Source organism: Sphingomonas sp. P4_D12 (assembly GCF_056401895.1).
In genome coordinates, this window is record NZ_JBFUIL010000007.1 from 119,797 (window position 1) to 140,281 (window position 20,485).

General features: G+C 65.0%; 21 protein-coding genes. 17 read left to right on the forward strand and 4 right to left on the reverse strand.

The window, feature by feature from the left end; translation table 11 throughout:
* Positions 1–65 precede the first annotated feature (65 nt).
* The 15 genes from AC1DSD_RS16130 to AC1DSD_RS16200 all read left to right on the forward strand — a co-directional run bounded on the left by AC1DSD_RS16130 (position 66) and on the right by AC1DSD_RS16200 (position 16,008).
* The gene (locus AC1DSD_RS16130; RefSeq protein WP_478031514.1) at positions 66–2,579 is read left to right on the forward strand and encodes a penicillin-binding protein 1A; all 2,514 of its coding nucleotides are present in this window, start codon (positions 66–68) and stop codon (positions 2,577–2,579) included.
* Positions 2,580–2,687: 108 nt separating this feature from the next.
* The gene (gene prfB / locus AC1DSD_RS16135; RefSeq protein ID WP_478031515.1) at positions 2,688–3,815 is read left to right on the forward strand and encodes a peptide chain release factor 2; all 1,128 of its coding nucleotides are present in this window, start codon (positions 2,688–2,690) and stop codon (positions 3,813–3,815) included.
* Complete coding sequence (locus AC1DSD_RS16140) at positions 3,815–4,549, forward strand: class I SAM-dependent methyltransferase (protein ID WP_478031551.1); 735 nt, start codon at positions 3,815–3,817, stop codon at positions 4,547–4,549. Before prfB ends, AC1DSD_RS16140 begins: the two co-directional genes overlap by 1 nt.
* A gap of 83 nt (positions 4,550–4,632) precedes the next feature.
* Entirely contained in the window at positions 4,633–5,427 is a 795-nt protein-coding gene (locus AC1DSD_RS16145; RefSeq protein WP_478031517.1) for a thymidylate synthase, read from the forward strand.
* Positions 5,428–5,532: 105 nt separating this feature from the next.
* Positions 5,533–6,000, forward strand: a complete 468-nt coding sequence (locus AC1DSD_RS16150) for a dihydrofolate reductase (RefSeq protein ID WP_478031518.1) — start codon at positions 5,533–5,535, stop codon at positions 5,998–6,000.
* Positions 6,001–6,113: 113 nt separating this feature from the next.
* The gene (locus tag AC1DSD_RS16155) at positions 6,114–7,280 is read left to right on the forward strand and encodes a dipeptidase (protein WP_478031520.1); all 1,167 of its coding nucleotides are present in this window, start codon (positions 6,114–6,116) and stop codon (positions 7,278–7,280) included.
* A 20-nt stretch (positions 7,281–7,300) separates the two neighbouring features.
* Positions 7,301–8,233: a bifunctional riboflavin kinase/FAD synthetase gene (locus tag AC1DSD_RS16160; RefSeq protein ID WP_478031521.1), complete on the forward strand. Its 933-nt coding sequence runs from the start codon at positions 7,301–7,303 to the stop codon at positions 8,231–8,233.
* A gap of 130 nt (positions 8,234–8,363) precedes the next feature.
* Complete coding sequence (gene ileS, locus AC1DSD_RS16165) at positions 8,364–11,267, forward strand: isoleucine--tRNA ligase (RefSeq protein ID WP_478031522.1); 2,904 nt, start codon at positions 8,364–8,366, stop codon at positions 11,265–11,267.
* Positions 11,264–11,785, forward strand: a complete 522-nt coding sequence (gene lspA / locus AC1DSD_RS16170; protein ID WP_478031523.1) for a signal peptidase II — start codon at positions 11,264–11,266, stop codon at positions 11,783–11,785. The genes ileS and lspA overlap by 4 nt, the downstream gene beginning before the upstream one ends.
* Positions 11,778–12,188 (forward strand): DUF3035 domain-containing protein, encoded by a 411-nt coding sequence (locus tag AC1DSD_RS16175; RefSeq protein WP_478031524.1) that lies wholly within the window; start codon positions 11,778–11,780, stop codon positions 12,186–12,188. Before lspA ends, AC1DSD_RS16175 begins: the two co-directional genes overlap by 8 nt.
* Positions 12,189–12,424: 236 nt before the next feature.
* A complete protein-coding gene (locus AC1DSD_RS16180; RefSeq protein WP_478031526.1) occupies positions 12,425–13,462 on the forward strand; it encodes a COX15/CtaA family protein in 1,038 nt (345 codons plus the stop codon).
* Positions 13,459–13,770 carry a divalent-cation tolerance protein CutA gene (cutA, locus tag AC1DSD_RS16185; protein WP_478031528.1) on the forward strand — a complete coding sequence of 104 codons (312 nt, stop codon included), beginning with the start codon at positions 13,459–13,461 and terminating at the stop codon, positions 13,768–13,770. The genes AC1DSD_RS16180 and cutA overlap by 4 nt, the downstream gene beginning before the upstream one ends.
* A 161-nt stretch (positions 13,771–13,931) precedes the next feature.
* Positions 13,932–14,411, forward strand: coding sequence for a 50S ribosomal protein L13 (gene rplM / locus AC1DSD_RS16190; RefSeq protein WP_478031529.1), 480 nt, complete (start codon positions 13,932–13,934; stop codon positions 14,409–14,411).
* Positions 14,411–14,974, forward strand: a complete 564-nt coding sequence (gene rpsI / locus AC1DSD_RS16195; RefSeq protein WP_478031530.1) for a 30S ribosomal protein S9 — start codon at positions 14,411–14,413, stop codon at positions 14,972–14,974. The genes rplM and rpsI overlap by 1 nt, the downstream gene beginning before the upstream one ends.
* A gap of 167 nt (positions 14,975–15,141) precedes the next feature.
* Complete coding sequence (locus AC1DSD_RS16200) at positions 15,142–16,008, forward strand: alpha/beta fold hydrolase (protein ID WP_478031531.1); 867 nt, start codon at positions 15,142–15,144, stop codon at positions 16,006–16,008.
* 45 nt (positions 16,009–16,053) lie between these two features.
* On the opposite strand, the gene AC1DSD_RS16205 is transcribed toward AC1DSD_RS16200, so the two are convergent.
* The 4 genes from AC1DSD_RS16205 to AC1DSD_RS16220 are packed head-to-tail and all read right to left on the reverse strand — an operon-like array spanning position 16,054 to position 19,430.
* Positions 16,054–17,769 (reverse strand): DUF4166 domain-containing protein, encoded by a 1,716-nt coding sequence (locus AC1DSD_RS16205; RefSeq protein ID WP_478031532.1) that lies wholly within the window; start codon positions 17,767–17,769, stop codon positions 16,054–16,056.
* Positions 17,766–18,164: a thiol-disulfide oxidoreductase DCC family protein gene (locus AC1DSD_RS16210; RefSeq protein ID WP_478031533.1), complete on the reverse strand. Its 399-nt coding sequence runs from the start codon at positions 18,162–18,164 to the stop codon at positions 17,766–17,768. Before AC1DSD_RS16210 ends, AC1DSD_RS16205 begins: the two co-directional genes overlap by 4 nt.
* Positions 18,164–18,850: a DUF4166 domain-containing protein gene (locus tag AC1DSD_RS16215; protein ID WP_478031534.1), complete on the reverse strand. Its 687-nt coding sequence runs from the start codon at positions 18,848–18,850 to the stop codon at positions 18,164–18,166. Before AC1DSD_RS16215 ends, AC1DSD_RS16210 begins: the two co-directional genes overlap by 1 nt.
* A 16-nt stretch (positions 18,851–18,866) precedes the next feature.
* Complete coding sequence (locus AC1DSD_RS16220; RefSeq protein ID WP_478031536.1) at positions 18,867–19,430, reverse strand: GbsR/MarR family transcriptional regulator; 564 nt, start codon at positions 19,428–19,430, stop codon at positions 18,867–18,869.
* 62 nt (positions 19,431–19,492) lie between these two features.
* On the opposite strand from AC1DSD_RS16220, the gene AC1DSD_RS16225 reads away from it, so the two are divergent.
* Together AC1DSD_RS16225 and AC1DSD_RS16230 are read left to right on the forward strand one after the other, a co-directional pair.
* Positions 19,493–19,963 (forward strand): hypothetical protein, encoded by a 471-nt coding sequence (locus AC1DSD_RS16225; RefSeq protein ID WP_478031538.1) that lies wholly within the window; start codon positions 19,493–19,495, stop codon positions 19,961–19,963.
* A gap of 44 nt (positions 19,964–20,007) precedes the next feature.
* Positions 20,008–20,485: 1-deoxy-D-xylulose-5-phosphate synthase N-terminal domain-containing protein (locus AC1DSD_RS16230; RefSeq protein WP_478031539.1), on the forward strand; the 478-nt coding region annotated here is incomplete at its 3' end.

Here is a 20,485-nt window from a genome sequence, read left to right on the forward strand (position 1 = left end):
GGTGCCGCGAAAATCAAACTAGGGCGCTGGCAAGAGCCGCCGGACCTGCTAAGGCCCGGACGATTATGGCGGCGGACAGTTCGGACTCGGTCAATTTTCGGATCAAGCGAGAGGCTGGCGGCGTCGCCGGCTTCATGCGCGGCGCGTGGCAGCGCTGGTGGGTCAAGGCATTGGTCGTCCTGGCGGCGCTTTGGGGCATCGCCTGGTTCCTGATCTGGCTGTTCGTCGCGCGCGATCTGCCGTCGGTCGATCGGCTCAAGGCCTATGAACCCGATCTGCCGTCGAACGTCCGCGATACCAATGGCATGCCAGTCTTCAGCTTCGCGCGCGAACATCGCGTCCAGCTGAAGTTCGACGAATATCCCAAGCTGTTGGTCGCAGCCTATCTGTCGGCCGAAGACAAGACCTTCTTCTCGCATCACGGCGTCGATTATCCCGGCATCGTCTCGGCGATGATCGACAATATGCGTAGCAAGCGTTCGCGCGGCGCCTCGACGATCACGCAGCAGGTCGCCAAGAACCTGCTGGTCGGCAACGAGCACAGCTATACGCGCAAGCTCAAGGAAGCGATCCTCGCTTACCGCATCGAGGATACGCTGACCAAGCAGCAGATCCTGGAAATCTATCTCAACACGATCTTCCTCGGCCGCAACGCTTATGGCGTGCAAGCGGCGTCGCGCGCTTATTTCGACAAGGACCTCGACCAGCTCACCATCCCGCAATTCGCCTATCTGGCGATCCTGCCCAAGGCGCCGTCGGGCTACGATCCCGATCGCCAGACCGAGCGTGCGACCGCGCGGCGCAATTGGGTGCTGGGGGAGATGCAGGCCAATGGCTATATCAACCAGCAGCAGCATGATTGGGCGGTCGCGCAGCCGCTCGGCACGGTCAACAAGCGCACCGTCCAGTTCGAATCGGCATCAGGCTATTTCATCGAGGAAGTCCGCCGCCAGTTGATGGACAAGTTTGGCGAGGCCTCCGAAGCCGGCCGCAATCCGTTCAGCGTCTATGGCGGTGGTCTGTGGGTGCGGACGTCGTTCGATCCCAAGCAGCAGGCGCTGGCGCAGAAAGCGTTGCGCGACGGCTTGCTGCGCTATGACGGCAATCGCGGCTGGACCGGGCCGCTCGGCCATGTCGACGTGTCGCAGAACTGGCTCAACGCGCTGCTCGCGAGCAACATCGCGCTCGATTACGAGGATTGGCGCGCGGCCGTCGTGATCGACGACAGCGGCGATTTCACGCTTGGCTTCTCGAACGGCGCGACCGGCACGCTGCCGCGCGGCGCCGCGTCGATGCCGATCCGCGGTGGCGGCGGGCCGGCGTCGAGCGCGATCAAGGCCGGGGACATCATCGCGGTGGCGCCGTCGGGCGGCTCGTACGTGCTCAAGACCCTGCCCAAAGTGTCTGGCGGCTTCGTCGTCGAAGAGCCCGCGACCGGCCGGGTGCTTGCCATGCAGGGCGGCTTCGACAACCGCGTCCAGTCGTTCAACCGCGCGACGCAAGCGCTGCGCCAGCCGGGCTCGACGATCAAGCCGATCGTCTACACCGCGGGCCTCGAACACGGATTGACCCCGTCCTCGATCATTCAGGACGGCCCCTATTGCGTGAACCAGGGCACGCAATATTCGAAATGCTTCCGCAATTTCGGCGGCGCCGGTGGCTCGGGATCGCACACGATGCGCTGGGGCCTCGAGCAATCGCGCAACTTGATGACGGTGCGCGTCGCGGCGCAGACCGGTATGCCTAACGTCGTCAAGCTGATGGACGAGATCGGCGTCGGCAAATATCCGCCTTATCTCGCCTTCTCGCTCGGCGCGGGCGAAACCACCGTGCAGCGCATGGTCAATGCCTATTCGATCCTGGAGAATAATGGCCGCGGCCGCGCGCCGACCTTGGTCGATTACGTCCAGGATCGTCGCGGCAACGTGATCTGGCCGGAAAATTGGCGTGCCTGCGATCGCTGCAATGCGCCCGACTGGAACGGCAAGCCGATGCCGCGTCCGGTGGTCAAGCTGAAGCAAGTGGTCGATCCGCTGAGCGCGTTCCAGATGGTGCATATCGCCGAAGGCGTGGTCCAGCGCGGCACCGCGACGATCCTGCGCGACCTCGATCGCCCGATGTTCGGCAAGACCGGTACCAATTCGGGGCCGACCGACGTGTGGTTCATCGGTGGCACGCCGCAGATGATCGCGGGTGTCTATCTCGGCTATGACAAACCGAGCGGGCTGGGCGGCTACGCTCAGGGCGGCACGGTGTCGGCGCCGATCTTCAAGGAGTGGGCGGTCAAGGCCTATGAAGGCCTGCCCAAGATGCCGTTCCGCGCACCGCCGGGGATCCGCATGGTCCGCGTCGATCGCCTTTCCGGCAAGCCAGTCTTCGGGGCGTGGCCGTCGCCTGGTGGCGATCCCAAGGCGCAAGTAATCTGGGAAGCGTTCAAGCCCGAAAGCGAAACGCGGCGCTCGCCGATCCGCCGCGATCTGCCGACGCCGACCGCGACCAGGGTAGCGCCGCAGGAATCCAAACCCAAGGAATCGAGCGGCGATCGCGATTTCTTGCAACGGCAGGGCGGTATCTACTAGGGGGCGTCACCCCGGCGAAGGCCGGGGCCGCTGGCGGCAAAGGACCGATCTTCTTACGTAACGGCCCCGGCCTCCGCCGGGGCGACGAACTAGAATTTGGAGTTACCGATGCGCGCCGAAGCGCAATCGCATGTCGATACGATCAATGATGCGCTCAGCCTGTTGCGCCGGTTCCTCGATTGGGACCGCGCGCTGCGGCGGCTCGACGAGCTCAACGCGCGCGTCGAGGATCAGAGCCTGTGGGAAAATCCCAAGGCGGCGCAGGACGTGATGCGCGAGCGCCGTCGTCTCGACGAGGCGATCACCGCGACGCGCGCGATCGAAAGCGAACTGAGCGACAATATCGAACTCGTCGAGATGGCCGAGGCCGAAGGCGATGCCGATATGGAAAGTCAGGCGGTCGAGGCGCTCGCCGAACTCGCGACACGCGCCGAAGCCGACAAGGTCAAGGCACTGCTGGCGGGCGAGGCCGACGCCAACGACACTTATATCGAAATCAATGCCGGCGCCGGCGGGACCGAGAGCCAGGATTGGGCGGAGATGCTCCAGCGCATGTATTCGCGCTGGGCAGAACGTCACGGCATGAAGGTCGAACTGGTCGACTATCATGCCGGCGAACAAGCGGGCATCAAGTCGGCGACGTTGCTGCTCAAGGGCGAGAATGCCTATGGCTATGCCAAGACCGAGAGCGGCGTGCATCGCCTGGTCCGGATCAGCCCGTACGACAGCGCGGCACGGCGCCACACCAGCTTTTCCAGCGTGTGGGTCTATCCGGTAATCGACGATTCGATCGATATCGAGATCAACGAAAGCGAACTGCGCATCGATACCTATCGCTCGTCTGGCGCGGGCGGCCAGCACATCAACACGACCGATTCGGCGGTGCGCATCACCCACTTGCCGACCGGAATCGTCGTCGCCTGTCAGAACCAGCGCAGCCAGCACAAGAACAAGGCCGAGGCCTATAACCAGCTGCGCGCGCGCCTCTACGAGCATGAACTCAGGAAGCGCGAGGAAGAAGCCAACGCGGTCAACGCGACCAAGACCGATATCGGCTGGGGCCACCAGATCCGCAGCTACGTGCTGCAACCCTATCAGCTGGTGAAGGACTTGCGCACCGGCGTGACCTCGACCAGCCCGTCCGACGTGCTCGACGGCGATCTCGACGCCTTCATGGCGGCCGCGCTCTCGCAGCGCGTGACCGGGGAGACGGTCGAGGTAGAGGACGTCGAGTGATGCGGTGGTCGGGCGCGCTGATCGTCGGCCTGCTGATGCTCGCCGCCTGCGACGGCGGCCCGCCGGTCGTCCATAACCAACAGGACAATGTCGGTCCGTTCCCCGCCGCCGACCGCCCGGTCGCGCGGATCATCTCGCCGCGCTGGTCGACCGAGGAGGCGCGTGATCGCCTCAACGAAGCGGGCGAGGTGATGAACAAGGCGGGCATCGCCAAGGGCATGACCGTCGCCGATATCGGCGCGGGCGAGGGCTATTACACGATCCGCCTGGCCAGCCGCGTCGGCAAGGACGGCCGCGTGCTGGCCGAGGACATCGTGCCCGAAGTGCGCGMCGCGCTGGCCGAACGCGTCGCGCGCGACCGGCTCGACACCGTCAGCGTGCGGCTGGGCGAACCGGCCAATCCCAAATTGCCCGACAACAGCTTCGACCGTATCCTGATGGTGCACATGTACCATGAGATCGAGCAGCCCTACGAATTCCTCTGGCGGATGCGCCCGTCGCTCAAGCCGAACGGCGAAGTGATCGTCGTCGACGCCAATCGCCGCACCGAAAATCACGGCACGCCGCCCAAATTGCTCGAATGCGAATTCGCCGCGGTCGGCTACAAGCTCGTTTCGTTCGACGAGATGCCCTCGGCGGGCGGCTATCTCGCACGGTTCCAGGCGGTAGGGCCTCGCCCTGAACCCAAGGACATCCGCGCCTGCCGGCTGGTGCCGACGCCGCCCGCGTCCTGACCGCATCCGAATAGCGGGGCGTTTTCCACAATTCGATACATGCTCGGCTTGGCGGCGCGCGCGGTGCGGAGTAAGCCATCATCATGCGGCAATATCTCGACCTGATGCAGCGCGCGCTCGACCATGGCGCCGAGCAAATGGATCGCACTGGTACCGGCACGCGATCGGTGTTCGGGCACCAGATGCGCTTCGATCTGGCGCAGGGCTTTCCGGTGCTGACCACCAAGAAGCTGCACCTTCGGTCGATCATCGTCGAATTGCTGTGGTTCCTGCGCGGCGACACAAACGTCCAATGGCTGCGCGACCGCAAGGTGAGCATCTGGGACGAATGGGCCGATGAGAATGGCGATCTCGGTCCCGTCTACGGCAAGCAATGGCGCGACTGGGCGACCGCCGAGGGCGGGCATGTCGACCAGATCGCCGAACTGATCGAGACGCTGAAGACCAATCCCGCCAGCCGCCGCATGGTGGTGAGCGCGTGGAACCCCGGCGAGCTCCACGCCATGGCGCTGGCGCCGTGCCATTGCCTGTTCCAATGCTATGTCGCTAACGGCAAATTGAGCCTGCAGCTCTACCAGCGCTCGGCGGACATCTTCCTCGGCGTGCCGTTCAACATCGCGAGTTACGCGCTGCTCACCCATATGCTCGCGCAGCAAGCGGGGCTCGACGTCGGCGAGTTCGTCTGGACCGGTGGCGATTGCCACCTTTACTCGAACCATCTCGACCAAGCGCGCGAGCAATTGGGGCGCGAGCCCGGCCTGCTGCCCAGGCTCGAGATCCTGCGCAAGCCGCCCTCGATCGACGCCTATGAATATGAGGATTTCCAGCTCGTCGGCTACGAGGCGCAGGCGCATATCAAGGCACCGGTGGCGGTTTGACACTCCCCTCCCGCTTGCGGGAGGGGCTGGGGGAGGGCATGTCGAACCCGTGCTGATTTTAGACAGACCCCCCCCTAGCCCCTCCCGCAAGCGGGAGGGGAACTAATGATCTCCTTCCATCTCGCGCGCGCCGATAACGGCGTGATCGGCCGTGACGGGCGGCTGCCCTGGCATCTGCCGGCCGACCTCAAGCGCTTCAAGGCACAGACGATCGGGCGCCCGATGATCATGGGCCGCAAGACGTTCGAGAGCTTCCCGGCTCCGCTGCCCGGCCGTCGCCACATCGTGCTGACGCGCGATCGTGACTGGACGGCGGCGGGAGCGGAAGTCACGCATTCGGTCGAGGAAGCGCTGGCGCTGGCCGGTGAGGACGCCGCGGTGATTGGCGGGGCCGAGGTTTTTGCGTTGTTCCTCGACCGCGCCGATCGAGTGGAGCTGACGGAGGTTCATGCCACGCCTGAGGGCGATGCGACGGTGCCGGCTTTCACTGGCTGGCGCGAAACCGCGCGAGAGGATCACCCGGCCGATGGCAATCGGCCGGCGTATAGTTTCGTGACGCTCACCAAATTCTAGTCGTCACCCCGGGCTTGTCCCGGGGTCCAACGTGCCGCACATCATGGGCGGGTTGGCTCGCGGCACCTTGGATGCCGGGACGAGCCCGGCATGACGGAGGGGGTAAAGCCAGGATGCGCAAATGGCTGCTGGGGATTCTGGCGCTGCTCGTCATCGCCGCGATCCTGTTCTTCATCCTCGCTCCCGGCATGGTCGAGAAATCGATGAACAAGGTGCAGCCGGTCGCGCTCAGGATCACGCCGCGCGCGCTGGCGTTGCAAAAGACGCTCGACGTCGCCGATATGCACGCCGATTCGCTATTGTGGAAACGCGACCTGCTGACGCGCTCCGATCGCGGCCAGGTCGACCTGCCGCGGCTGCAGGCTGGGCATTACGCGCTGCAAGTCTTCTCGTCGGTCACCAAGACCCCCAAGCACCAGAATTATGACGCCAATTCGGGCGACACCGACAATATCACGCAGCTGGTGATCGCCGACCTGCAGCCGATGCGGACATGGAATTCGCTGCTCCAACGCTCGCTCTATCATGCCGAGAAGCTCAAGCGCTTCGCCGACCGCTCGAACGGGCAATTGCGGCTGATCACCTCGCCCGCCGATCTCCAGAAGCTGATCGCCGATCGCCGCGCCGGCAGCGGCGTGGTTGGCGCGATGCTGTCGATCGAGGGGCTGCAGGACCTCGAAGGCAGGATCGACAATCTCGACAATCTCCACGCCGCCGGTTTCCGCATGGCCGGCCTCGCGCATTTCTTCGACAATGACCTCGCCGGCTCGATGCATGGCGTGAAAAAAGGCGGGCTGACTCCGCTCGGCCGCGCGGCCGTCGCGCGGATGGAGAAACTCGGCATCGTGGTCGACGTCGCGCATTCGAGCCACCAGACCGTCGCCGAAGTGATCGCGATGGCGCGGCGCCCGATCGTCTCGAGCCATGGCGGTGTCCAGGCGACGTGCAGGGTCAACCGCAACCTGACCGACGACGAGATCCGCGGCATCGCGACAACCGGCGGCGTGATCGGCATCGGCTATTGGGACGCCGCGATCTGTTCGAACAAGCCAGAGGATGCCGCCAGGGCAATCGCCTATGTCCGCGATCTGGTCGGGATCGACCATGTCGGATTGGGCTCGGATTTCGACGGCGCGGTCACCACCGGGTTCGACGCGAGCCAGGTCGCCGCGATCACCCAGGCATTGCTCGACCGCGGTTTCTCCGACGACGACATCCGCAAGGTGATGGGCGGCAACGTCATCCGCGTGCTGACGGCGGGGATGGTGCCTGGCAAATGACGCCCCTATAGGCACCCGCCATGGAGCGGCTTTCCGGCGGCTCGACGGTGCCCGAGCGGTTTCGCGGGGGCTATGTCGCGCTCGGCAATTTCGATGGATTTCACTTGGGGCACCAGGCCGTGGTCGGCCGCGCGGTGGAGCGCGCTCGCGCCTCGGGCCGTCCCGCGATCGTCGCGACCTTCGACCCGCATCCGATGCGCTATTTCCGTCCCGACAGTCCCTGGTTCCGGCTGACCAGCATGGACCAGCGCGCGCGCTTGTTCGAGGCGGCGGGTGTCGATGCGATGTACGTGTTCGAATTCGACGCGGCGCTTGCCGGGCTCTCGGCGGAGGAATTCGTCGGTCAATGTCTGGTCGAGCATCTCGGCGTCGCCGGCGTGTCGACCGGCGAAGACTTCACCTACGGCAAGGGGCGCAGCGGCGACATACCGCTGATGCGGCAATTGGGCGAGCGCCACGGCTTCACCGTCGACACGATAGCGCCGGTCCAGCTCGACGGCGAGACGGTGTCCTCGACCCGTATCCGCGAGGCCTTGCGCGCCGGCGATCCGCGCGAAGCGGCGCGGCTGCTGACCCGGCCTTATACGATCGAGGGCGTGGTCCAGCATGGCGACAAGGTCGGGCGGACGCTCGGTTTCCCGACCGCGAATATCGACATGGCCAATTATCTGCGCCCTGCGTTCGGTATCTATGCGGTGCGCGGGCATTTGCCCGGCGGGCGCGTGGTAGACGGCGCGGCCAACCTGGGCGTGCGGCCGAGCTTCGACCCGCCGAAGGAATTGCTCGAGCCGTATTTCTTCGATTTCTCCGGCGATCTGTATGGCCAGACGATTGAGGTCGAACTGGTCGATTTCATCCGGCCCGAGGCGAAGTTCGATAGCATGGATGCGCTGATGGCGCAGATGGCCGAGGATGTGGCGACGGCGCGGCAAATGTTGTCCACCTCCCCGTAAGGGAGGGGTTAGGGGTGGGTGCGACCGAAGGGAGCTCGCTGCGCTCGCCACCCACCCCCCGGCCCCTCCCTTGCAGGGAGGGGAGTTTGTAGTGACGTGAGATATTTCCCACGCTAATGCCCGCCGGCTTATGACTGACGAAACGCCCAGCACCGCGGATTATCGCGACACCGTCTTCCTGCCCAAGACCGACTTCCCGATGAAGGCCGGCCTCGCGCAGAAGGAGCCGGCGATTCTCGCGCGCTGGGAGAGCGAGGATTTGTACGGCAAGCTCCGCGCACAACGTGCCGGGCGCAAGCGCTTCATCCTTCACGACGGCCCGCCCTACGCCAATGGCGACATCCATATGGGCCATGCGATGAACAAGGTGCTGAAGGACATCATCGTCCGCAGCCAGTCGCTGCTCGGCAAGGACGCGCCTTACGTGCCCGGCTGGGACTGCCACGGCCTGCCGATCGAATGGCAGGTCGAGAAGCAATATAAGGACAAGAAGCTCGACAAGGACCAGGTGCCGGTCGACCAGTTCCGCGCCGAATGCCGTGCCTATGCCGCCAAATGGGTCGAGGTGCAGCGCGAGCAGTTCAAGCGCCTGGGCGTGATGGGCGACTGGGACGATCCCTATCTGACGATGAAGTTCGATGCCGAGGCGGCGATCGTCGGCGAATTGCTCAAGTTCGCCGAAAGCGGTCAGCTCTATCGCGGCGCCAAGCCGGTGATGTGGTCGCCGGTCGAAAAGACCGCGCTGGCCGAGGCCGAGGTCGAATATGAGGATGTGGTCTCGACCCAGATCGACGTCGCGTTCGAGATCACCGAGGCGCCCAATGCGCCTGAATTGGTCGGCGCTCACGCGGTGATCTGGACGACCACGCCGTGGACGATCCCGGTCAATCAGGCTTTGGCTTATGGGTCGGAGGTTGAATACGTTGTCGTCGAATATGGCGATGACAACGACCTGGCTTGCCCATTCGCGAGCAAGAAGTTTCTGGTCGCACGGGAACTGATGATCCCTTTCCTGGACCGGGTGCAGAAAACGCTTGAGCACCTCGGTCCGCAAGGAACCTTCAAATGGGATCGCGCCGGCGAACCGATCAAGGGCTCCGACCTTGCCGGCGCCGTCGCGCGCCACCCGATGCACAAGCTCGGCGGGTTCTTCGCCAAGCCGCGTCCGTTCCTGGCCGGCGATTTCGTCACCACCGACGCGGGTACCGGGCTCGTCCATATGTCGCCCGACCATGGCGAGGACGATTTCCTGCTGTGCAAGGCGCACGGCATCGATCCGGTGTTCGCGGTCGACGGCGCGGGCTTCTACCGCCCCGACTGGCTGTGGCTGGGCGGGCAGGGCAGCGTCATCAATAAGAAGTTCGTCGCCTCGGACGGGCCGATCTGCAACGACTTGCGCGAGGCAGGCGCGTTGCTCGCCGCGTCGGACGATTTCGCCCACAGCTATCCGCATAGCTGGCGGTCCAAGGCCAAGGTGATCTTCCGCGCGACGCCGCAATGGTTCATCCCGATGGACCAGTCGCAGAAGAGCGCGAATGCCGCCGCGGTCGCGATCGACCTGCCGGAGCCGGGCGACCTCGCCGGCTTCGCGCCGTCGATCGGTCATGCCGTGGGCAACGGGCCGACCCTGCGCGAAGTTGCGCTCGACGCGATCGAGCGCACGCGCTGGGTGCCCGAGCGCAGCCAGAACCGCATCCGCTCGATGGTCGAAGGCCGCCCCGACTGGGTGATCAGCCGCCAGCGCGCCTGGGGCGTGCCGATCGCGCTCTACCTCAATCGCGCGACCGGCGAATATCTCCGCGACCCGGCGGTCAACGATCGCATCGTCGAGGCGTTCGAGTCCGGCGGCGCCGATGCCTGGTTCACCGCGGACCATCAGGCGCTGCTCGGCCCCGACTACAAGCTCGACGATTTCGAGCCGCAGAACGACATTCTCGACGTGTGGTTCGATTCGGGCTCGACCCATGTCTTCACCGTCGAGGCGCGGTACGGGGAGGGCGTGCGCGCCGACCTCTATCTCGAAGGGTCGGATCAGCATCGCGGCTGGTTCCAGTCGTCGCTGCTCGAAAGCTGCGGCACGCGCGGGCGCGCGCCGTATGACGCGGTGCTGACGCATGGCTTTGCGCTCGACGGCAATGGCCGCAAGATGTCCAAGAGCCTCGGCAATGTCGTCGACCCGCTCAAGATCATCTCGGAATCGGGCGCCGACATCCTGCGCATGTGGGTGGCGTCGGTCGATTATTTCGAGGACGTGCGGATCGGTAAGGAAGTGCTGGCGACGACCAGCGACGCCTATCGCAAGCTCAGGAACACCTTCCGCTATCTGCTCGGCGCGCTCGACGGGTTCAGCGAGGACGAGCGGGTCGCGCCCGCGGACATGCCGCAGCTTGAACTCTATGTGCTCGACCTGCTCGGCAAGCTCGATGTCGAGCTCAAGGCGGCGACCGATGCATTCGAGTTCAACCGCTATCTGCGCCTGCTGACCGACTTCGCGCAGGATGATCTGTCGGCATTCTTCTTCGATATCCGCAAGGATTCGCTCTACTGCGACGCGCCGACGGATCTGAAGCGCCGCGCCTATCGCACCGTGCTCGATATCCTGTTCCACGCACTGGTTCGTTACGCCGCGCCGATCCTGGTCTTCACTACCGAGGAAGCGTGGCAGGCGCGCTTCCCCGACGCGGACTCGGTCCATTTGCTCGAATGGCCCGATTTGCCCAAGATCCCCGCCGATAAGGTCGTCGCGACCGAATGGACCGGGCTCCGCGACTTGCGCGCGCAAGTGACCGAAGCGATCGAGCCGTTCCGCCGCGACAAGGTGATCCGCTCGAGCCTCGAGGCCGAGGTCACCGTGCCCGAAATGCCGCTGTCGGCCGCCGATCTCGCCGAGGCGTTCATCGTCGCCAAGGTGAGCAAGGGGCCGCTGGCGGTCGCGCGCACCGACTATCACAAATGCGGTCGCTGTTGGCGCCTCCTGCCCGAAGTAACGGCGGACGGCGCTTTGTGCGATCGTTGCACCGGAGTTCTCTCGTGACCTGGAAACTGCCCAAGATCGGGCTGATCAGCGCGCTATCGCTCTTCATCCTCGACCAGCTCGTCAAATGGCTGGTGATCGGCCCGATCGGGCTGACCTATGAAGGCGATGAGCGGATCGTGCTGCCGATCTTCACCCTGCGCAACGTCCATAATCACGGCGTGTCGCTGGGTTTCCTGCGCGCCGACAGCGCGGCGTCGACCTGGCTGCTGGTCGGGATGACCGGAGCGATCGCGGTCGCGGTGCTGGTGTGGATGTGGCGCGAGCGCAATCGCCAGGACCAGTTCGCGCTCGGCATGATCGCCGGCGGCGCGCTCGGCAATATCCTCGATCGCGTGCGGCTGGGCTACGTCCAGGACTATGCCGATCTGCACTTCGGCGCATGGTCGCCGTTTTTGAACTTCAATCTTGCCGACGCTGCGATTACGGTGGGTGTGCTCATCCTGCTCGCGCGGGCACTTTTGGTGCGCGACAAGCCGCGAGAGGATGGAGCGGACGTGGAGAAATCGAATGCGTAAGGTTGTGCCGATTGTAGCCGTGGCGGGCGTTGCTTTGTTGCTCGCCGGATGCGGCCATCGCGGGTTCGACCGCGCGCGTCCTGACGAATATGCCGTCGCGCGCGCGCAGCCGCTGGTCGTGCCGCCCGATTTCTCGCTTCAGCCGCCACAGCCGGGCGTGACTCGCCCGCAGGACAATAACCCGTCGGCGCAGGCGCTCGACGCTCTGTTTGGCGGCCCGGCGCCGCGCAGCCAGGCCGAGAACGGCACGCTCGATTCTGCCGGCGGTGATTCGGCCAGCCCGGGCATTCGCTCGGACGCCGGCGACCCCGACACTAAGATCGTCGACAAGGGCGGCACCACCCGCGACATCGTCGCCGCGCCCGAAGGCGACGGCCAGAGCGCGCGGACGACCGCGAACTGAGTTTTCGCACTAAGTCCGTCGAGCGGCGGATTCAGAGGTGCGTCAGCCAATTCCAATCACGTCATCCCCGCGAACGCGGGGACCCATCTCGTGCACTCTCCACCATTGCGCCAGCAGTGTTTGTTGCGCTCGTCGGAGATGGGTCCCCGCGTTCGCGGGGATGACGGTTGGGGGGGTAGCGGCGAGGCCACCATATCCGCTTCGACAACGCGCACACGACCGGATAATGGCGCGCGATGAATTCCTTCTCTCCCAATCGGAAGCGTCCGCGCGCTATCGCGGCCTGGCTGTGGTGCGTCGCCGTTTTGATCGTCGCGATCGTCGTGGTCGGCGGCATCACGCGCCTGACAGAATCGGGTCTGTCGATCACCGAGTGGAAGCCGCTGACCGGCATCATCCCGCCGCTGACCGATGCGCAATGGCAGGCCGAGTTCGCCAATTACCGTAAGATCCCGCAATATGAGGCGATCCATGCCGGCATGACGCTGGCCGGGTTCAAGAGCATTTTCTTCTGGGAATATATCCACCGCTTGCTCGGCCGCGTGATCGGCATGGCGTTCGCGCTGCCGCTCTTGTGGTTCGCGATCCGGCGGCAGATCCCGCGCGGCTATTGGTGGCGGCTGGTCGCCTTGTTCGCGCTCGGCGGGTTACAGGGCGCACTGGGCTGGATCATGGTGCGCTCGGGATTGTCGGTGCGGACCGAGGTGGCACCGTTGCTGCTCGCCGCGCATCTGTTGACCGCCTTGTTCACGCTTGCCGGCATCGTCTGGACCGCGCTCGACCTGCAGGCGCTGGCGCGTGATCGCCGGGCATTGCCGGCGCGCCTGACCGGACTGGGTCTCGCCGCAGGCGTCATCCTGTTCGTGCAATTATTCTATGGTGCGCTGATGGCGGGGCTGCGCGCCGGGCTGGTCAGCGACACCTGGCCGGGGATGACCGGGGCCTTCTCGACCTTCTTCCCCGGCGCCAGCCAGTCGGGCGAATCGCTCGGGCAACTGCTGACCGAGGATCCCGCGATCGTCCATTTCATTCACCGCTGGTGGGCCTGGGTGGTGGTCGCGATTTTGGTCGTGCTGGCCCGCGCGGTGAAGAAGGTCGATCGCCCGGCCTCGATCGCGATCCACAGCGCGTTCGGCATCCAGATCCTGCTCGGCATCGCGACGGTGATGACCCAGGTGAACATCGCGTTAGCCGCGTTCCACCAATTGGTTGGCGCGTTGCTGCTGGTCAGCGTGGTATGGGGAGCGCATGCCATCGGCAGGAGGCGCGCATGACCGACATAGCTATCGTCCAGTCAAGCTTCGGCGATCCCGCCGAAGCCGCACTGGTCGCGCGCAAGCTGCTCGAAGAACGGCTGGCGGCGTGCACCTCGCTCGTGCCGGTCACCTCGATCTATCGCTGGGAGGATGTGACCCAGGAAGCGGCGGAAACGGTAATGACCGCCAAGACGACGATCGAGCTGGCGACGCAGGTGGCGGCGCGGATCGGCCAGCTGCACAGCTATGACCTGCCCGTGATCGAACGCTGGCCTGTCGCGGTCGATGACGCGGTCGCGGCGTGGGTCAGGGACATGACAGGGTAGGTCCGCGGCGCGTAACTCGCTCCGGTATCATAATACCCGTCAGCAAAAGCCCGGTTTTGCTTGACTTTCGCGGGGTCCGGCGGCATTTGCCCGCCACGGACGCGGCTCGGTGACGGGCCGCGCGTTTGTTTTTAACGCCATAACCGGAAGGTCAACAGCCCATGAAGGCGCTGATGAAGACCACCAAGTCGGTCAAACCGCACGAGGTGGAAAAGAAGTGGCACATCGTCGATGCCACCGATCTGGTGGTCGGCCGCGCTGCGGTCGTGATCGCCAATGTGCTGCGCGGCAAGCACAAGACCAGCTTTACCCCGCACGTCGATTGCGGTGACAATGTCATCGTCATCAACGCGGACAAGATCAAGTTCACCGGCAAGAAGCTGGCCGACAAGATCTATTACAAGCACACCGGCTATGCCGGCGGCATCAAGGGGATCACCGCGGGCAAGGTGCTCGAGGGTCGCTTCCCCGAGCGCGTGCTCGAAAAGGCCGTCGAGCGGATGATCCCGCGCGGCCCGCTGGGTCGCGATCAGATGCGCAACCTGCGCATCTACAAGGGTAGCGAGCATCCGCACGAAGCCCAGAACCCCGAAGTCCTCGACATCGCCGGCATGAACCGGAAGAACAAGGTGGGCGCATAATGGTCGACACCAACAACACCGACGGGCGCCAGTCGCTTTCCGATCTCGGCACTGTCCTGCAGCAGCAGGGTGAGGCCGCCGAAGCTGCCGCCGAACAGCGTGCCGAAGAGTATCTCGAAGGCAAGATCGACGAGCCGGTCCAGACCGCGCCGCTGCGCGCGCAGGAACTCGACAAGTTCGGCCGCGCTTACGCGACCGGCCGCCGCAAGGACGCCGTTGCGCGCGTCTGGCTGAAGCCGGGCACGGGCAAGATCACGGTCAATGGCCGCGACCAGGAAGTCTATTTCGCGCGTCCGACCCTGCGTCTGGTGATCAACCAGGTGTTCGGTGTCGCCGGCCGTGAAGGCCAGTATGACGTGATCTGCACCGTCAAGGGCGGTGGCCTGTCGGGCCAGGCCGGCGCGGTCAAGCATGGCATCAGCCAGGCGCTGACCAAGTTCGAGCCGATCCTGCGGACCCCGGTCAAGCGCGCGGGTTTCCTGACCCGCGACAGCCGCACCGTCGAGCGCAAGAAGTACGGCCGCGCCAAGGCGCGTCGCAGCTTCCAGTTCTCGAAGCGCTAAGACGCGAGCGGCTTCGGATTGCTTCGGCGATCCGGCCAAAGATCAGAAGGGGCGGTCCGGCAACGGGCCGCCTTTTTTGCGTCCGCATCGGGTTGCGGGCTCGCCTGTTGGACGGTTCGATGGCATTCTAAAAATGGCCGGGGCGGGCGATTCGACAGGAGGCAGTCATGGCGACGATCACTACCCGCGACGGAACCACAATATATTATCAGGATATGGGGTCGGGTCAGCCGATCCTGTTTTCGCATGGCTGGCCTTTGTCGTCGGAAGCATGGGACCGGCAATTGGTCGATTTTGCGCATCTGGGTTTCCGCACGATCGCGCATGACCGCCGCAGCCATGGCCGTTCGTCCCAGACCTGGGACGGCAACAATATGGAACAATATGCCGACGACCTCGCGGAACTGATCGAGCAACTCGACCTGCGCGACATCATCCTGGTCGGCCATTCGACCGGTGGCGGCGAGGTCACTCATTATTGCGGGCGCCACGGCACCGATCGTGTCGCCAAGATCGTACTGGTCGGCGCGGTGCCGCCGATCATGCTCAAGAGCGACAGCAATCCCGAAGGCACGCCGATCGAGGCGTTTGACGGTATCCGCGCGGGTACGCTCAACCGAGCGCAATTCTACAAGGACCTGTCGATGCCGTTCTACGGCTTCAATCGCGACGGCGCGACGGTGCAGGAAGGGCTGCGTGAGAATTTCTGGCTGCAGGGCATGCTCGGCGGCCTCAAGGGCCATTACGACTGCGTCCACGAATTTTCGGAAGTCGATTATACCGAGGATCTCAAGAAGATCGCGGTGCCGGCTTTGGTGATCCATGGTAGCGACGACCAGATCGTACCGATCGCCGCAGCTGGGCTGAAATCGGCCAAGATTCTGCCGAATGCGACGCTCAAGATCTACGATGGCGCGCCCCACGGCCTCGCCGAGACCTTGCCCGAGAAATTCAACGCCGATTTGCTGGCGTTCATCAAGGGCGAGGTTTCGGTCGATCACGAGCAGATGTTGATCGCGCAGCCGATCGCTTAGGTAACGGATGAGGGGGGCGGTCCGGCGACGGGCCGCCCATCCTGATCATTCGGCCGCAAGTCCGTTCCTGCTTGATCCGACGATCTTTGTCGGCATCTCGGGTGCCCGTCGCTCGGCGGCTGTCGGCACGGCTTCGTCCAACGGCTGTAGCCAGCCCGAATAGCGGATGATGCGCCCGGCGAGCGGTGCGGACACCGCGACGGCGAAGCGGAAACGATCGCCCTCCTGCCATTCGCGCGCGTCGATCCGCGGTGCGAGCAAGCGGGGCAGCCGCACGCCGAAGACGCTCCAACGGCGCAACTCCATCCTCAGTCCGTCGCCGTCCGACGGAAGCGCGAAGGCAAAGCGGATTGGGCCGAAGCGCTCTACTGCCAGCCCCTTTCGCGCGCTCAGTTCGCTTCTGAAGCGGTTTCCGCCAAAATCGCGTGTCCAGGTCTCGCGCCCGTCGCGCTCGGCAAAGCCGACGTGGAGCGGATAGCTGCCCGCTGGCGGCATGCCCATCAGCCCGCCGAGCAGCCGGGCCAATAGGCGTCGGCCGCGCTCGACCGCCCCTTCGCCCGCCGCACCGCCGTCGCCGCTGACGCTGTGGATCACCTGGACCAGCCGCGGCAGGTCGCCGAAGCGCTCGCCCATCAGCCGCTGATAAAGCGGCGGCGGCAGCGCCCGCTCAACGGTCTCGTGCTGGATCGCCAGTCTAGCCAACAGGGGCTCGAAATCGTCCGGCTCCAACTCGTGCCACGCATGGCGCGCACCCGGTATGACCTGGCCGGCGAGGATCCGTCCGGCGAGAATCTCTGCCGCAAGCGTCGGAATTTCGGGACCCTCGCCGTTGGTCGCTACGATCGTCCAACGCCGCTCGATGCCCGCGCCGCCGCGCCGGCCCTTAAGCGTGATCGTCATGCCGGAACGGTCGCCTCCCAGCCTGGCGGAGGCGCGATAGAGCGCCATCAATCCGCGTTTCCATGGCAGCAGCGAGCGGAGCCAACCCCAGCGCACCGGCCAACTGAGCAGCCATAGCGACGCCATCTGGAAATCGAGTTCGGTGCCTGCGCGGAAAGTCACCGCGGGGCGGCCGGGCAGCGCGTCGGGAACGATCGCGTGATCGGGCACATCGGCGATCCCGACAAGGCGGCCAGGAAGCCCGCTGCTCCCCACCAGCATCGGCTGGCGACGCAGTTCCTGCCAGCCGTGCGCCGTCTCCCAATGCTTGCCGCGCCACAAGCGCACCGGTTGACCTATATAGCTCAGCATCGCTTCGGCGATCGACTTGCCGGCGCTCGCGCGGTTCGAGGCGCTCAGCGCCATTTCGATGCTGTCGACCTGGGTGAGGTCTGCGGCGAGTCGCCGCACGATGGCGCCGGAAAGCGCAGGCACGCTCGAAGCCCCCGATATGATCGCGATGCGCGCGACGCGGGCTTGCCTGTCGAGCGCGCCGATCCCGCAGACGAAATCGCGCGCATCAGCGAGGTCGAGATAGGGGATGCTCATCGCCACGCACGCTTCGGGGACGATATATCCGCTGCCCTGGAACGGTCCGGCGGCGTCGATCACCAGATCGGGGCGGTGGCGCGCCATGACGAGGCCAATGCCGTGGTCGCGATCGGCGACTACCGGCTCGGCGTGGTCCAATCCTCGGCAGAAAGCCGCCGCTTTGTCGGCGCTGCGCCCGGCGACCAGCACGTCATGCCCCGCTGCGATCAGCCGTCGCGTCAGTCGCGCGCCGAACCCGCCATAGCCGCCGATGACCAGAATGCGGCTCACAACAGCCGATCCCTGAACGCAGGGTCCGGCAACCAGCATGTGTCCCGCTTGCCGAACAGCCGGTAGCGATTGCGCGCAACCCAGCGATAGACGGGGTCGCGCAGCAGTCGCGGAACCAGGCGGAACATCGCGCCCGCACGCCATGGCCAGCCAAGCCCGGACCAGATCGCCAATATCGCATCGCTGTCGCGCCGCACGCGATCGCCGTCGACCACGATCAGCGTGTTGGGATCGGCGGGATCGATCCCGAATCGGCGATAGAGCGCGCTGCCCGCTTCTCCTTGCATCGACGCGAGCAGGAAGCGGCCTTGGCGGTCATGGTCGAGCACGAATTGCGCATTGGCGGAGCACAACAGGCATTCGGCGTCGAACACGATGATCGGGCGGTTCTCCATCACCGCTCGATCGGATCGGCGAATAACGCGACCTGATGGACCAGTTCGCCGAACCACGGATGGATCAGGTCGAGCGCGAAAACGAACCGCCCGCCGCCGATATCCTGGTGCCGGATCACCAACTCCCCGGGCGCCAGCAAGCGCGGCCATCGCAGCCGCACGCCGAACAGACGCAGGAAGTAATGATCGCCGACGAACAACAGCGCGCCGTCCTCGATCGCCAAGCGCAATGCGATGCCGATGCCATGGCCGAGATATTCCTCTAGCCCGGTCGGGCCGGCGAAGCGCTTGGCGCTCTGGATGACTTGCGGGAAGCCTTCGGCGCGACCGTAATGGCGGCTCCAATATTGGCCGTGTCCGGCGCGATCCTCGGTGATGCAGACCGTCGCGGGGACGCCCGTATCGCGCCCCAATGGCAAGGGCGCACCGATCAGCCGCGCGGCCTGGGCCAACAGCCAGCCCGCCGCGGTCATCCGGCTTTCGACCACTTCGCCGGCATAAGTGATCGCAGCGCTGGCGGTTGCCTTGCGCTCGAAGCGATGGCGGATGGCGGCGGGCAGGGCATTCCAATGTCCAGGCGGCAACAATCGCGCGAACTGGCTCGTGCCAAAGGCTGACGGCCGGGCGGTATTCCGCCGCCATCCCGCATATCCCGCTCCCGTCACCTCGTTTGCCAGCGTCGCCATGATCGATCCCCTGTGTTCAGGTGTCCTTTTTGGCCTTGGGCAGGAAAGCGAGGATGCGCTTGCCCATGCCGATCAGCATCATCAGCCGGCTCGGCGGCACCTCGATCATCTGCTGGTACCAATCGTCGATCGTCATCACGAAGTCGCGCATATCGTCGATCCGCTGGCGCGCGACGCGGCCGATTCTCGGGTCGCGCGCAGCGGTGTCGGCGCAGGTACGCAGGGCTGCGACGGCGGGATCGATCTCGCGCTCCTTGCGTCCCTGAGCGATGCGAGTCAGCATCTGCCACAGATCGACTTCCGCCTCATAATGGTCGCGGCGGTCGCCCATCACCGGCACGCGGCGGATCAGCTTCCAGCCCATCAGCTCCTTGAGCGAATTGGAAATATTGGAACGCGCGATGCGGAGCACGTCGCTCATCTCCTCGGCATGGAGCGGTCGCTCGCTGAGGTAGAGCAAGGCATGGATCTGCGCGACCGAGCGGTTGACGCCCCATTGCCCGCCCATCTCTCCCCAATGCAGCACGAACTGGAGCGCTGCAGGAGGTAGCTGGTTCGACTCATCGGTAATTTCTGTCATAACAGAAATATCTGACAGAACGCGCTTGGAGTCAATCCTGGGTCCGGTTATCGTCGCGGGCCATGGAGCATGCCGAAACCCTGGCGACGATCATCGATTTCATTCGCGGCGTCGGCATTGCCGTCGAGACGGCGGCGCTGCCGGAAGACGGCTTCCTGCCGGCGATCGCGGTGCGCGATGGACGGCTGATTTATGATCCCGACCGCCTGCAATATCCGGGCGACTTGCTGCACGAAGCTGGACACATTGCCGTGACCGATCCGGAGCTGCGCCCGACGGTCAGCGAGTTTGACGGCAATGGTGGCGACGAGATGGCCGCGATGGGCTGGTCCTATGCAGCAGCACTGGCGGCGGGGATCGATCCGCGCGTGGTGTTTCATGACTTTGGCTATCGAGGAGGGGGCCAGGCCATCCTGGAGAATTTCGCCGAGGGCCGCTTCCTGGGCGTCCCGATGCTGCAATATTACGGACTCGCGCGCCGTACAGCCGATGACGGCGAGCAATATCCGGCAATGATCAGATGGCTCAGATAACTCGATCAATCGACACGAACCGGGCGCTGGGGTAAGGCGGTCCGATGGCTGATCTTCCTTCGACGCCGCTGCTCGACACTGTTTCGACGCCGGCGGATCTTCGCAACCTGAAGCCCGAGCAACTGCGCCAGCTGGCGGACGAGTTGCGCGCGGAGACGATTTCGGCGGTGGGGACGACGGGCGGGCATCTCGGCTCGGGGCTGGGCGTGGTCGAACTGACGACCGCGATCCATTATGTGTTCAACACCCCCGACGACCGGCTGATCTGGGACGTCGGGCACCAATGCTATCCGCACAAGATCCTGACCGGACGGCGTGATCGTATCCGCACGCTGCGCCAGGGCGGCGGGCTGTCGGGCTTCACCAAGCGCTCCGAGAGCGAATACGACCCGTTCGGCGCGGCGCATAGCTCGACCTCGATCTCGGCGGCCCTGGGGTTCGCCATCGCCAACAAGCTGGCGGGGAGACCCGGCAAGGCGATCGCGGTGATCGGCGACGGCGCGATGTCGGCGGGCATGGCGT

What these genes read in the sequence shown, in the direction of transcription:
- AC1DSD_RS16130 (WP_478031514.1), top strand. Translation starts at nt 66, where the DNA reads ATGGCGGCGGACAGTTCGGACTCGGTCAATTTTCGGATCAAGCGAGAG.
- prfB (WP_478031515.1), top strand. Translation starts at nt 2,688, where the DNA reads ATGCGCGCCGAAGCGCAATCGCATGTCGATACGATCAATGATGCGCTC.
- AC1DSD_RS16145 (WP_478031517.1), top strand. Translation starts at nt 4,633, where the DNA reads ATGCGGCAATATCTCGACCTGATGCAGCGCGCGCTCGACCATGGCGCC.
- AC1DSD_RS16150 (WP_478031518.1), top strand. Translation starts at nt 5,533, where the DNA reads ATGATCTCCTTCCATCTCGCGCGCGCCGATAACGGCGTGATCGGCCGT.
- AC1DSD_RS16155 (WP_478031520.1), top strand. Translation starts at nt 6,114, where the DNA reads ATGCGCAAATGGCTGCTGGGGATTCTGGCGCTGCTCGTCATCGCCGCG.
- AC1DSD_RS16160 (WP_478031521.1), top strand. Translation starts at nt 7,301, where the DNA reads ATGGAGCGGCTTTCCGGCGGCTCGACGGTGCCCGAGCGGTTTCGCGGG.
- ileS (WP_478031522.1), top strand. Translation starts at nt 8,364, where the DNA reads ATGACTGACGAAACGCCCAGCACCGCGGATTATCGCGACACCGTCTTC.
- AC1DSD_RS16175 (WP_478031524.1), top strand. Translation starts at nt 11,778, where the DNA reads ATGCGTAAGGTTGTGCCGATTGTAGCCGTGGCGGGCGTTGCTTTGTTG.
- AC1DSD_RS16180 (WP_478031526.1), top strand. Translation starts at nt 12,425, where the DNA reads ATGAATTCCTTCTCTCCCAATCGGAAGCGTCCGCGCGCTATCGCGGCC.
- cutA (WP_478031528.1), top strand. Translation starts at nt 13,459, where the DNA reads ATGACCGACATAGCTATCGTCCAGTCAAGCTTCGGCGATCCCGCCGAA.
- rplM (WP_478031529.1), top strand. Translation starts at nt 13,932, where the DNA reads ATGAAGGCGCTGATGAAGACCACCAAGTCGGTCAAACCGCACGAGGTG.
- rpsI (WP_478031530.1), top strand. Translation starts at nt 14,411, where the DNA reads ATGGTCGACACCAACAACACCGACGGGCGCCAGTCGCTTTCCGATCTC.
- AC1DSD_RS16200 (WP_478031531.1), top strand. Translation starts at nt 15,142, where the DNA reads ATGGCGACGATCACTACCCGCGACGGAACCACAATATATTATCAGGAT.
- AC1DSD_RS16210 (WP_478031533.1), bottom strand. Translation starts at nt 18,164, where the DNA reads ATGGAGAACCGCCCGATCATCGTGTTCGACGCCGAATGCCTGTTGTGC.
- AC1DSD_RS16215 (WP_478031534.1), bottom strand. Translation starts at nt 18,850, where the DNA reads ATGGCGACGCTGGCAAACGAGGTGACGGGAGCGGGATATGCGGGATGG.
- AC1DSD_RS16220 (WP_478031536.1), bottom strand. Translation starts at nt 19,430, where the DNA reads ATGACAGAAATTACCGATGAGTCGAACCAGCTACCTCCTGCAGCGCTC.
- AC1DSD_RS16225 (WP_478031538.1), top strand. Translation starts at nt 19,493, where the DNA reads ATGGAGCATGCCGAAACCCTGGCGACGATCATCGATTTCATTCGCGGC.